The following is a 12352-nucleotide window of genomic DNA, read 5'->3' as shown; positions in this document are numbered from 1 at the left end:
AAATGCAAGAAAACACCACCAAACGCTTATCTCGACTTACGGCTATACTTACTCAATTACAAGCCAAAAGACTCGTAACAGCTAAAATGCTTGCAGATAAGTTTGGTGTCAATATCCGAACCATTTACCGAGATATGAGGGCATTGGAAGATGCTGGCGTTCCCATTGTCGTAGAGGAAGGCAAGGGCTACAAACTCATGGAAGATTACAGAGTTCCGCCTGTGATGTTTACAGAAAGTGAGGCTTATGCTCTCATCACTGCTGAGCAACTCATCCTTAAAAACAAAGATATATCGTTTGCCAAAGAGTATTCGGAGGCGATTACAAAAATAAAATCGGTACTCCGAAACAGCACCAAAGAAAAAGCAGATTTACTCTCCGACCGTATTTTGTTCAGGCAGAACATCAACAACGATAAAACAAGTGGGTATCTGTCTGTTTTACAAGGAGCTATCACCAATTTTAATATCCTAAAACTCACTTATACTTCTGAAAGTAATGAAACCACTCAAAGAGATATTGAGCCTTTTGCCATGTACAACACCCAAGAAAACTGGCTTCTCATTGCATTTTGCCGTTTGAGAAAAGATTTTAGGGCTTTCAGGTTGGATAGAATTCAGCAATTGGAGGTACTGACAGATAAATTTGAGTCACACAACATGACACTCCCAGAATATTTTGAAATGTGTAAACAAAAAACAAACCCCTGACATAAGGCTGTCGCAAGTGTGTTTTAGATTTGTGAAAAAACTAATCAAATGACACACACAACCACCATCCAAACATTCCACATCATTGGCATTGCTGTCAGAACCACCAACGAAAACGGTCAGATGGGGCAAGACCTTGCGAATCTTTGGGCTAAATTTATGACAGAAGGGATATTGGAAAAAATTCCCAATAAAATAGATAATGCCATTTATAGCATCTATACAGACTACGAAAAAGACCATACAAAGCCCTACACAGCTATTTTGGGCTGTAGAGTAGAAAGCCTTGAAAACATTCCTGATGGAATGGTAGGAAAAACCATCGAATCGACTCATTATAAGCAATATACAGCCAAAGGAAGTATGCAAGAGGGCATAGTATTTGAGGCATGGAATCGTATTTGGTCTGATGATATAGAAAGAGCTTACACTGCTGACTTTGAGGTATATGGTGAAAAAGCCCAAAATCCTGCTGATGCAGAAGTAGATATTTTTGTGGCAATTAGATAAAACAACATGGATGAAAAACCATTGGTAGATAAAGAAATTGTACTCAAGAAATTTCAGGGAAAAGGAGGCTGGGTATATGCCGAAATCCCTGAAATTCTCCAAAATAAACACACTCCTTTTGGTTGGGTACGAGTAAAAGGTTTCATAGACGATTATGAAATTAAAGGATATAATCTGATGCCTATGGGCAAGGGAAGGCTATTTTTGCCTGTAAAAGCTCAAATCAGAAAAGTGATTAAAAAAGAAGAAGGCGACACCATTTGGGTAAAATTATATGCAGACAATGCCCCAACTGAAATTCCTGAAGAGCTTAAAGAATGCCTAATTTTAGAACCAAATGCTTACGAAAAGTTTTTAGAATGTTCTAATAGCGAACAAAAAGCCTTTATTGAGTGGGTGTATAGTGCCAAAACAGATAAAACCAAAGTAGAACGAATCGCAAAAATGATAGATATGGTTTTAAGTGGTGAAAAAATGTATAAAAACTTGATGAAAAACACAGAAGAAATGATATAAACCTGTTGTAAGTCAAAGAGAATCGGATTATATTTGATCATATAAACTGAAAAACTTTGGAGCTAAAATATCTGATATCATCACAACAAAAAAATGAAATACTTCCATTACTAAGAAGCCGACTCATTGATAATCAAGTCAAAGGGGTGTTGTTGTGTGAAAAAATATTTCCGTTGGAATATCATTGCCGAAAAAATGTACTTTTAGAACAGCAAGCAAACTATTGGCGAGTCATGCTCAAAGATGATGAAACTTCACAAACATGGTTTCAAACATTGGATTTGAGTGAAAATTTTTTCAAAGACATCTCTTTAGAAAACATTAAAAAGTTTTTTAGAGGAGGTTTTAATATTATCATGAAAAAAAATGGTTTGAAAGAATTTCCAGCCAATATAAAAGAAATTTTTCCTCACTTGTACTCTTTGGATATATCTGATAATCAGATACAAAATCTCCAAATCGAACTTTCTTTAAATTATCTCAATGCAAACAATAACCAAATAACAGAACTCCAACAAAATGCTGAAAATAACTACCTGACTCGATTGGAACTTTCAAATAATAAAATAGTAGATGTTTCATCTGATTTTTGGATAAAATTTACCAAACTACAATACCTCAATATATCTCATAATCGAATAGAGTATTTTCCTATTGTTCTAAATTGGGTAAATGCCTCGTGGCGATATACAGGACGAAGAGAAGCTCATTTGGTTAGCCTTAATGCAAGCCATAATCAGATGGCATATTTTGATATTATTCATCATGAAAATCAGAATGGAGATAATTATTATTCAAAAAAGAAGGATTTACCTGTATTTTATAATTTTAAGAGATTGTTGTTGCAACACAATTTCTTAAATATGCTTCCACATGAGTTTTTTAGTGATAGATTCAACCAAAATCTACAAATACTCAATTTATCGCATAATCAGTTTAGGACTTTACCCGAAAAATTTAGTACCTTGCCTAAGCTCAAATGGCTCAATATCAGTTATAATCAATTAGAGAATTTGGTTTTGCCCCTTGAATCGCCCATGAAAACTCTTTTGGCTACCCATAATTTTTTGGAGAGTTTGCCCACTGAAATCGGAGATCTGAAAACTCTTGAAAAAATTCATTTACAAAACAATAAAATAACAGAATTGCCCATGAGTATTGGCAATTTGAAAGCACTCAAGGAGCTTCGTTTGTATAATAATCAGTTGCAATATCTACCTGATACTTTTCAAAATTTACAGAATTTGGAGCATTTGAGTTTGGGAAAAAATAATTTTGAAGAAGTTCCTCATGTGTTATCCAAACTTAAAAAGCTTAAAACATTGGATATCGGTGAAAATCCTTTGCCTCAAAAAGAAATAGAAAAAATACAGAAACTTTTACCTAATACTAAAATAAACACATAAAACAGCTTGATACACAAATGTTTATTTTATATTTGTGTTCATCCTTCGTTAGTTTATTGGAAAAACACTGCCCCATCATGGCAGAGTACTGAGTTCGAATCTCAGACGAAGAACTCATAAAAAGCAAAAAGGAGCTTTAAAAGCTCCTTTTATATTTGTTGCGGAATGGACGGGATTCGAACCCGCGACCTCCTGCGTGACAGGCAGGCATTCTAACCAGCTGAACTACCACTCCGTCTTTTGTGTTTGCAAAGGTAGTAATGTTTTATTTACTTGCAAAAAAAACTGCAAAAATTTTCAAAAAAATATTTTTATGAACAAACTCGGACTCATTGGTTATCCTATATCTCACTCATTTTCAAAAAAATACTTTCAATCAAAATTTGAAAAAGAAAATATTACAAACTACGAGTATGAACTTTATCCACTCGAAAAAATAGAAGAATTTCCATTACTTCTCCAAAAAAATCCTGAATTGATAGGACTCAATGTTACCATTCCTCACAAACAAAATATAATTTCTTATTTAGATGAAGTGGATGATTTTGCTCAAAAGATAGGAGCAGTTAATACAATCAAAATTCAAAATGGCAAAACCAAAGGTTATAACACTGATTATGTTGGCTTTATGGAATCGTTAAAAAATTGGACAGGAGAATATAATTCTTTAGAAGCATTGGTTTTGGGTACAGGAGGAGCAAGCAAGGCTGTTCAGGTGGCTCTCCAAACTCTCCAAATTCCTTTTCAACTGGTTTCGAGAAATGGAGATGAGCAAAATATTTTGAGTTATGAAGCTCTGAATGAGGAAATAATACAAAAATACCATCTCATCATCAACACCACGCCTATAGGTATGTACCCTCATGTAGATGATTTTCCAAAAATTCCATACGATTATCTCAATCAGGAACATTTTTTGTATGATTTAGTGTATAATCCTGAAGAAACCATGTTCTTAAAAAAAGGTTCAACACAAAAATCGAAAACCAAAAACGGCTTGGAAATGTTGTATCTGCAAGCAGAAGCAGCTTGGAATATTTGGAACAAATAAGAAAGTATTAGAAATAATTTTTAACTTTCTGCGTTTTTTATTGATGAAATTGAACTAATATTAGTTATGGAAGACTTTGAATTACTAGAGAAGATAGGAGAAAGATTGGTAGATGAACACTTAAGTATCAAGGAAGAAAATTTTCGTCTTAGAGAAATTATAAATAATGAGCATGTAGTACCTTTTGTAATTGACAAAAAAGGCTTCTTTATTCTTCCTAATAAGTACGCCCTCAAAGCAATGGGCATACAAGCCAGAAAGCTCAAAACCAAAAATGCGTATGAGTTTTTTGAGAAAAATCCAAAAGCTATTGAAAATATTCGAAAAGCTTTGAGAGGGGAAAGTGTTGTAGATGTTTTAAAGCTTGATGGAAAGTACTGGAAAGTTTCATATCAGCCTACTTATGACGAACACAATCAGATTATAGGTATCACAGGACTCAGTATAGACGTAACTGATATCATCGAAAATGCTGCCAAAATAAAAAAAGAGAATCCTTAAAACTTACAATTTTGAAAAAATTATTGTTATCACTATTCTTATGTACTTTTTGGGCATATCAATGTCAAGCTCAAACCGTTTCCAAAGAAGATAAGCTTTTGGGAGAACTCACACCTGAGCGTATCTGTTATGATGCCAAACATTATGCTTTAAAGCTTAGAGTAGAGCCTGATAAGCAATTTATCAAAGGTTCAAACACCATCAGATATCAAGTAAATCAGGATTCTAAAATATTTCAAATAGATTTACACCCCAATTTGAAAATTACAGCCATCAAACAAGGGAAAACTTCGTTGAAGTTTAAAAGAGAAGAAAGAGCTGTTTTTGTAAGTTTCAAAAAAACACAAAAAAAAGGCACATCAAGTGAAATAACAGTTTTCTATGAAGGAAACCCAGTTGTAGCTAAAAATGCTCCTTGGGATGGTGGCGTTGTTTGGAAAAAAGATGCTCAAGGCAGACCTTGGGTGGGTGTAGCCTGCCAAGGAGCAGGAGCAAGTATGTGGTATCCTAACAAAGACCACTGGTCAGATAAACCAGATAGTGTTTCGGTGGCTTTAGAAGTACCAAACCCTCTGATGGCTGTTTCTAATGGCAATTTAAAAAATACAGAAAAACTCAACGACAATTTTACTCGTTATACTTGGGCAACCAGTTATCCCATCAATAATTATAATGTAACACTCAATATTGCAGCGTATAAGCATTTTTCAGACACTTATACATCTACAACAGATGGCAGTAAACTGGATTTGGATTATTATGTGCTTGAAGCCAATGAACAACTTGCAAGAAAACAATTTGAACAGGTAAAGCCCATGCTTGCTTGTTACGAGAAACTTTTTGGAAAATACCCTTTTTGGAATGATGGTTATGCCCTTGTCGAAACACCTTATTTGGGTATGGAGCATCAGGGAGCTGTAGCTTATGGAAATAAATACAAGCAAGGCTACTCTGGTACTGATTTGACAGGTACAGGTATAGGTTTACTTTTCGATTTTATTATTATCCATGAAACAGGACACGAATATTGGGGAAATAGTGTGTCAGCAGATGATAAAGCAGATATGTGGATACACGAAGCATTTTGTACTTATGGCGAGGCTTTATATGTAGAATGTTTGTATGGAAAAGAAAAGGCCTATACATACTCAAATGGTTGGAAAAAAATAGTCAGTAATGATAAACCTATTGTTGCTACTCGAAATACCAACACAGAAGGTAGTGGGGATATGTATTTTAAAGGAGCTTTGATGCTTCATACCATCCGTAATATTGTGGATAATGATGAAAAATGGTTAAACACCATGAAATCATTTGCCCAAGATTTTAAAGGAAAAGTTACACAGACAGATGATGTAATCAAATACTTTAATGATAAAGCAGGTAGAGATTTAACATCTGTATTTGAGCAATATCTAAAAACTACCAAAATTCCTGTGTTTGAGTATAAAATTGAAGATGGGAAATTTAAATATCGTTTTGATAATGTTGTTGATAAATTTGCTATGCCTATGGTAGTAGAGTTTGGCACAACCAAGATGCGTTTAGAGGCTTCTAATCAGTGGGAAACACTAGTTTTTGATGCAAGAGGGGGAAATGACAAATTACTTTCTGAGCCTATCAAGGTAAGAACAGATTTGTTTTATGTGAATGTTAAAAAATAAGAAAAAAGTTATTAATCATCATATTAGATATTTATGTTTACAGAAAGACTTTGGGATTTAATCAAGGCTTATATCAATGAAGCTGTAGATTCTGCTTTGGACGAAAGAGGTTATACAAAAAATGATACCCACGAAGAAAAAAAACAAAAAAATCAGAAAACTGGCTTCGATGAGTTTCATGAGAAATACGAAAAATATCGTCAGTATCAGAAACAAAGTAGCTATCAGCAATCTTATCAGAATAATTATAAATCTTCTTATAACAACACCAATACATCTAAAAACACTGACGAAGATAAATATTATAAATGGTTAGAACTACCCAATGGTAGCTCCTTTGACGAGGTGAAGAAATCTTACAAGACTCTGATGAAGAAATATCACCCTGATAACTTCCATAATAACGAAACCAAAAGGCAAACTGCTGAAAAGCTTTCACAGAAACTCAATGAAGCCTATCAATATTTCGAAAAAAAATATTCAAAAAAGTAATATTTCTTAGCACAAAAATATAATTATAAAATTTGTAAAACTCTATCTGTTTTTAATAGATAGAGTTTTTGTTTGTTGTACAAAGAAATGTTGAGCGAAAACTTACATGAGTTATTTGTGTAATGCAATTACACTAAAAGTTATATTTTTTCCTTATACCTTTGCAATACCAAAATTAATGAAATGCTTATGATCGCCAGAAGAAAACACATAGCAGGCTTACACAATTCGCCAAGTGATACAGCTAAACAAGAAATTTTAATGATGTCTTATCGTTTGGCTTGTGTTATGATGAAAAATACTCGTTATGAGCAAGAAAAGGTTTTAAAACTTTTTGATTTCTTCTCAGATGTAGAAGGTAAAAAGCAACCTCCTAAAGTGAATCAGGCAATAGCTGATAAACGTCGTTCTTTTTTAGAGAACCTTAAAAATACTGACTAAATAAGCCATAAAATAGAAAGCTTTGTATAACTTGCTGACCTAATCAGCAAGTTATTTATGTTTATAAGAGTGTTCCTATTGTGTTTTGTGCTTTTCTGGAGTAACTGCAAACAAACACCAAATGAAAAGACAACTATTAATACAAAAAATCAAAAACCCGAATATGCCAAAGGTTTTTTGATAGAAGACTTCAAACAATATCAAGTTCTTTATATCCTACAACCTTATACAGATAAAAAAGATACTATTCGATACATTTTAAGCAAAGACAAATCGCAAGTTCCAAATACTTTGCAGAAACTACCTTTCATCAAAACACCTATCCAAAAAATAATAACAACATCTACAACTCATTTAGCTCTTTTAGAGGCTTTGGAGAGTTTGGATGTACTCGTTGGAGCAAATAGTTTAGATTATATATTTTCAAAAAAAATACAACAAAAAGTATTGGAGAACAATGTCGTAAAACTTGCAGACCAAACTGTGGAAGTAGAAAAAATATTGGCTCTCAAGCCCGATTTAGTGATGATTTCGGGTATGGAATCCTCAAGAATGCCGAATTATCAGAAAATTATAGATGCAGGAATACCTGTTTTTATCAATTCGGAGTGGCTCGAGCAACATCCTTTAGGAAAAGCAGAATGGATAAAAGTCATGGGATTTTTATTGCAAAAAGAGGCACAAGCCGATAATTTTTTCAAAGAAGTATCAAGTAAATATCTTACTATCAGAGAAAAAGCAAATAAGGTTCAAAATAAAAAAAGTATTGCAGCAGGCGTTCCCTATAAAGATACATGGTATGTGCCAGCAGGCGAAAGTTTTGGAACTGTTTTCTTGAGAGATGCAGGTGCTAAATATGTTTTTTCTGACACCAAAGGAACAGGAAGCCTTCAAATGACAAAAGAGGCAGTTTTTGATAAATTTGCAAATGCAGATATTTGGCTCAATGCCGAACCTCCTGCCCAAATTGGAAACACATTTTTTTGTGAATATCAACAGTTCAATTCGGTAAAGCAAAAACAAATTTATGATAGACAAAATCGTTTGAGTACTAGTGGTGGCAACGATTATTGGGAAAGTGGCGTTATTCATCCCGAATGGGTACTTTCTGATTTAGTTAAAATATTATATCCAGAAATATTACCCCAAGAACCTTTCTATTACTATCGAAAAATAGAGGTAAACTGTAAATAATAAATAGGCTATGAGTTTGTAAAATCACTTAGAAATATGTAAGTTTCGTTTCTAAGCGAAAAAATATGCCATTACGAAAAGAACAGTTAGTAGATAGAGAAATTCTGCATCTGCTTTCCTCAAAAAATGATGTTGATGAGAAACTTTTAAAAGAAGCTTTCACAGAATCTCAAGTTTATCATACCAAAGAAAAATGGGCATTGTGGATAGAAAGATTTGTATTAGGGATAGGTATTGCCTTTTTTCTATCAGGAATTTGCTTCTTTTTGGCTTACAACTGGACAGACCTTCATAAGTTTGCTAAACTGGGTTTAGTGCAGGGCATTTTATTGGGCTTATTTGTGACTGTTATTTTTCGTAAAAATATAGATTACATCACACAACTACTCTTGGTTGCAGTTGTCATCATGATAGGCATTTCCTTTGCCGTATTTGGGCAAATCTATCAGACAGGTGCTGATGCTTATGATTTATTTTTAGTTTGGACACTTGCAGCAATTCCTTTTGCTATAATTAGTAAATATCCAACTCTTTGGCTTATTTGGATGATATTGCTAAATACAACCACTATATTGTGGAAAGAGCAAATTTTAGGGTATAAAGAAGATGATAGAGTGATGCTTTTGCTTTTTGTTTTAAATTTACTACCCGTAATTATTTGGGAAATAGGAGTTAGAAAACTAAAATGGTCATTTTCTCTTCGCTGGTTTCCTAGACTTTTGATGGCATTAGCTTTGTTCCATATTACAATGCTTATAGTTATAGGAATGACACGTGGCTCTCACCATGAAAATCAGGGGTATTATGCTATAAGTTATTTAATAGGAGCTGTTTTATATCCAACTACCATCTATTTGTACCTCAAAAACTTTAAAGATTTGATATTTGTATCATTTTCAGTGATTAGTATTTTAGTAATCATTTGTACATTTATTTTAAGATTTGTAGATGATGATTTGGGTGGCTTCTTCCTGACAGGTACATTGTGTATCGCTGTAACTATTTATATGGTAAAAACACTTGTAAAAATACACAGTGAATGGAAAAAACAGGCAAACATCTCTGAAAACTAAAAGCAAGAAACGTATGTATTTAAGTGAATTACTCGCAAAATGGAAAAGTGAACGTCCAGAAATGCTCCCTTACGATTCTGAAGCATTTGAAACATCATTATTTCCCGAAAATAGAAATAAATACACTTTAGCAATTAAATTGCTTGCCTTTGTAGGAGCTTTTATAGGAGCAATTATGTTCTTGGGTGTCCTATTTATTTTAGAATTTTTTAAGAGTGAAGAAACTGTATTATTTATTGGGGTTGCATGTTTGGTTGCTTCTTTGTTGTTTTCAAGAAATAGGCATGTTGAAAATGTTATGTTTGAGCCTATTACTTTGGTTTTGGGTATTATGGGGCAACTCATAACTCCTTGGGGAATTGTGGCTGTTTTTGAACTAAAATTTTCGTCTTTTTATCCCTTTTTTTCAATAACTCTTATCATGGCATCAGTCGTATTGGTTGTATCTAAAAACATAATTCTTCGATACTTTGCCTCCCTAACAGTATGTTTGAGTATTTTAGGTATGATTTGGCAATCTAAACAATTCGATTTGGTTCATATATTGATGGCTTTTGTAAGTGCCTTATTTATAGGAATGTGGTTGAAAGAACCGAAAATTTTATCTCGATATAATTTCTTGTCCGATTATTTTAACCCTGTAGGTTTTGGTTTACTCACAGCCATGATACTTATTTTGTCCATTACAGTCAATAGAGAGTTTTCCCAGCAATATTTTACACATTGGTGGATTTCCTCTATTATATTCTTGGTATTGCTTTTATATGTTACATGGGATACACTTCAACAATTAGATTTACAAAAGTGGTTTTGGCTTGTTTGTGTGGTTATATTATTACTTTTATTGCCAACTATTTCAGCTCCAGGTATTGTAGCAAGTGTAGTTATATTAGTTTTGGGTTTTCGAGTAGGACATTCCTATATTTCAATGATTGGAATAGTTTCTATTACTTATTTTATGATAGCTTTCTATTATAATCTCAATACGACATTACTACTCAAATCTATTTATCTAATGGTTTCTGGAGCATTTTTTATTGCGAGTTTCTTTATTCTTAAAAAACAATTGAAATGATAAAATATTGGAAATATGTTTTTATAGGAGCATTTTTATTGGTATTGGGTGCTTTTAATTATCAGATTTTTCATAAAGAAGAAACACTCAAAAATGGGGATTTGATATTTTTAGAATTAGCACCTGTAGATCCCCAATCCTTAATGCAGGGATATTATATGATGCTCAATTATAGAATAACAAGTGCTGAATGGGATTCTCTAAATAAACATGAAAGTTTACCTAAAAGAGGCTACTTAATTGTTTCAGTAGATGATAAAAAAATTGGGCAAGGAAAGCGTTTTCAGCAAACCCTGAAAGGTTTGAAAAATAATGAATATGCTCTTAAATATTTCAAAAAAGAATTTGGTTTTAATATTGGAGCAGAGTCTTTTTTATTTCAAGAAGGCAAAGGTTATGCTTTAAATAATGCCCATTATGGAGGGCTAAGAGTTGATAAACAAGGAAATAGCCTGATAGTCGGTCTTTATGACAAAGACTTAAAACTTATAGATTTGGAAAAAGTAAAAGTTCAAGAAAAAAATATAGAGCCTCAAGAAGCTATAGAAGTTCCTATACAATAAAATAAAAGAGAGAAGTGTACTTCTCTCTTTTATTTAACAACGAGTATCTTGTTTTTGCTTACTATCATCTTTCAGATATGTAGGGCAAGTATATCTTCTGGTACAAGCAGAAGTAGCAACCAAAGCTACAATGGCTAAAATCGCCATTACTGATTTCAACTTTTTCATAAGGTATTATTTTAAAATGCCAAGTTAGAAATAATTATTCAAAAATCAAGCCAATAGAAATGTTTTTTATCTATACTTCACTTCTATGTTGTGTATTTCAATCAAAGGCTTTAAAAACTCTTCCAAATCATAAACAGATAACTGACTTGCTGCGTCACATAGTGCTTTAGCAGGTTCAGGATGCGTTTCTATGAATATACCATCTACACCAGCAGCTACACCAGCTTTTGAAATAGTAGGCAAAAACTCTCTGGCTCCACCATTAGGGTCTGCACTTGGAATACCATACTTACGAATAGAATGGGTAATATCAAACACTACAGGATAACCAATTTTATTGAGATGGTAGAAACTTCTTGGATCGACAATTAAGTCGTTGTAACCAAAAGTATAACCTCTCTCTGTTAGAATAATTTGGTCATTTCCACTTTCTACGGCTTTTTGGGTAGGTTTATCCATGTTTTCAGGAGCTAAAAATTGTCCATGCTTAATATTGATAACCTTGCCCGTTTTGGCAATAGAAACAATCAAATCAGTTTGCATACACAAGTAGGCAGGAATTTGAAGAACATCCAAAATTTCGGCAGCAGCAGGAACTTGTTCAGGATAATGTACATCAGAAAGTAAGGGAAATCCAAATTCTTTCTTTATCTTTGCTAAAAGTTCTAAACCTTTTTCGAGTCCAGGACCAGTATAATATTTCAAAGAGCTTCTGTTATCTTTTTGGTAAGATGACTTGAATATTACGGGAATGTTTAGTTTTTCAGAAACCTTCTTTAAAGTTTCGGCAGTTTTGAACATGATGCTCTCATCTTCTATCACACAAGGTCCAGAAATTAAAAACAAATTATCAGTTCCGCAGGTAATATTTCCAACCTGAACTATCTTTTTTTTCATACAGATATTTAATAATAAATGGCTTTACTCTTCAAATAGAGATTTTTTTTACAAAAATAATCAATATATAAACTTTTTCAAATGATTTACG

The 12352-nt window shown here is 33.1% G+C and carries 12 protein-coding genes, 1 tRNA gene and 2 pseudogenes; 13 read left to right on the top strand and 2 right to left on the bottom strand.

The annotated features are described in order from the left end of the window. Window positions 1–2: 2 nt before the first annotated feature. The 4 genes and pseudogenes from AD998_18895 to AD998_18880 all read left to right on the top strand — a co-directional run bounded on the left by AD998_18895 (window position 3) and on the right by AD998_18880 (window position 3142). Window positions 3–710, top strand: coding sequence for a DNA-binding transcriptional regulator (locus AD998_18895; protein KOY87929.1), 708 nt, complete (start codon window positions 3–5; stop codon window positions 708–710). 48 nt (window positions 711–758) lie between these two features. Then, a complete protein-coding gene (locus AD998_18890) occupies window positions 759–1220 on the top strand; it encodes a transcriptional regulator (GenBank protein ID KOY87928.1) in 462 nt (153 codons plus the stop codon). A 6-nt stretch (window positions 1221–1226) separates the two neighbouring features. Then, window positions 1227–1736 (top strand): hypothetical protein, encoded by a 510-nt coding sequence (locus tag AD998_18885; GenBank protein ID KOY87927.1) that lies wholly within the window; start codon window positions 1227–1229, stop codon window positions 1734–1736. An 803-nt stretch (window positions 1737–2539) separates the two neighbouring features. Next, window positions 2540–3142 (top strand): annotated as a pseudogene (locus AD998_18880) (hypothetical protein). 158 nt (window positions 3143–3300) lie between these two features. Here AD998_18880 and AD998_18875 read toward each other — a convergent pair. Continuing rightward, a tRNA-Asp gene (locus tag AD998_18875) sits at window positions 3301–3377 on the bottom strand. A gap of 78 nt (window positions 3378–3455) precedes the next feature. Between AD998_18875 and aroE the strand changes: the two genes are divergently transcribed. The 9 genes and pseudogenes from aroE (at window position 3456) to AD998_18830 (ending at window position 11196) form a co-directional block, all read left to right on the top strand. Next, window positions 3456–4193, top strand: a complete 738-nt coding sequence (gene aroE / locus AD998_18870) for a shikimate dehydrogenase (GenBank protein ID KOY87926.1) — start codon at window positions 3456–3458, stop codon at window positions 4191–4193. 66 nt (window positions 4194–4259) lie between these two features. Next, the gene (locus tag AD998_18865) at window positions 4260–4694 is read left to right on the top strand and encodes a hypothetical protein (GenBank protein ID KOY87925.1); all 435 of its coding nucleotides are present in this window, start codon (window positions 4260–4262) and stop codon (window positions 4692–4694) included. A 23-nt stretch (window positions 4695–4717) separates the two neighbouring features. After that, window positions 4718–6358, top strand: a complete 1641-nt coding sequence (locus AD998_18860) for a hypothetical protein (protein KOY88281.1) — start codon at window positions 4718–4720, stop codon at window positions 6356–6358. 33 nt (window positions 6359–6391) lie between these two features. Further along, window positions 6392–6850, top strand: a complete 459-nt coding sequence (locus AD998_18855; GenBank protein KOY87924.1) for a hypothetical protein — start codon at window positions 6392–6394, stop codon at window positions 6848–6850. A 183-nt stretch (window positions 6851–7033) separates the two neighbouring features. Further along, the gene (locus tag AD998_18850; protein ID KOY87923.1) at window positions 7034–7291 is read left to right on the top strand and encodes a hypothetical protein; all 258 of its coding nucleotides are present in this window, start codon (window positions 7034–7036) and stop codon (window positions 7289–7291) included. Window positions 7292–7348: 57 nt separating this feature from the next. Further along, entirely contained in the window at window positions 7349–8485 is a 1137-nt protein-coding gene (locus AD998_18845) for a hypothetical protein (protein KOY87922.1), read from the top strand. 173 nt (window positions 8486–8658) lie between these two features. Further along, a pseudogene (locus tag AD998_18840) lies at window positions 8659–9075 on the top strand (hypothetical protein). 445 nt (window positions 9076–9520) lie between these two features. Beyond that, window positions 9521–10633, top strand: a complete 1113-nt coding sequence (locus AD998_18835) for a hypothetical protein (protein ID KOY87921.1) — start codon at window positions 9521–9523, stop codon at window positions 10631–10633. Further along, the gene (locus AD998_18830; GenBank protein ID KOY87920.1) at window positions 10630–11196 is read left to right on the top strand and encodes a hypothetical protein; all 567 of its coding nucleotides are present in this window, start codon (window positions 10630–10632) and stop codon (window positions 11194–11196) included. The genes AD998_18835 and AD998_18830 overlap by 4 nt, the downstream gene beginning before the upstream one ends. Before the next feature lie 234 nt (window positions 11197–11430). On the opposite strand, the gene AD998_18825 is transcribed toward AD998_18830, so the two are convergent. Beyond that, the gene (locus AD998_18825) at window positions 11431–12261 is read right to left on the bottom strand and encodes a 2-dehydro-3-deoxyphosphooctonate aldolase (GenBank protein KOY87919.1); all 831 of its coding nucleotides are present in this window, start codon (window positions 12259–12261) and stop codon (window positions 11431–11433) included. Window positions 12262–12352: the final 91 nt, after the last annotated feature.

It is taken from the genome of bacterium 336/3 (genome assembly GCA_001281695.1).
Taxonomy (GTDB): domain Bacteria; phylum Bacteroidota; class Bacteroidia; order Cytophagales; family Thermonemataceae; genus Raineya.
Note: the sequence above shows the minus strand (reverse complement) of the source record. Positions and strands in the feature narration are given on the sequence as shown.

Coding starts and splice junctions, on each gene's coding strand:
- AD998_18885 (KOY87927.1), top strand. CDS start 1,227: ATGGATGAAAAACCATTGGTAGATAAAGAAATTGTACTCAAGAAATTT.
- AD998_18850 (KOY87923.1), top strand. CDS start 7,034: ATGCTTATGATCGCCAGAAGAAAACACATAGCAGGCTTACACAATTCG.
- AD998_18895 (KOY87929.1), top strand. CDS start 3: ATGCAAGAAAACACCACCAAACGCTTATCTCGACTTACGGCTATACTT.
- aroE (KOY87926.1), top strand. CDS start 3,456: ATGAACAAACTCGGACTCATTGGTTATCCTATATCTCACTCATTTTCA.
- AD998_18845 (KOY87922.1), top strand. CDS start 7,349: ATGTTTATAAGAGTGTTCCTATTGTGTTTTGTGCTTTTCTGGAGTAAC.
- AD998_18825 (KOY87919.1), bottom strand. CDS start 12,261: ATGAAAAAAAAGATAGTTCAGGTTGGAAATATTACCTGCGGAACTGAT.
- AD998_18865 (KOY87925.1), top strand. CDS start 4,260: ATGGAAGACTTTGAATTACTAGAGAAGATAGGAGAAAGATTGGTAGAT.
- AD998_18830 (KOY87920.1), top strand. CDS start 10,630: ATGATAAAATATTGGAAATATGTTTTTATAGGAGCATTTTTATTGGTA.
- AD998_18855 (KOY87924.1), top strand. CDS start 6,392: ATGTTTACAGAAAGACTTTGGGATTTAATCAAGGCTTATATCAATGAA.
- AD998_18890 (KOY87928.1), top strand. CDS start 759: ATGACACACACAACCACCATCCAAACATTCCACATCATTGGCATTGCT.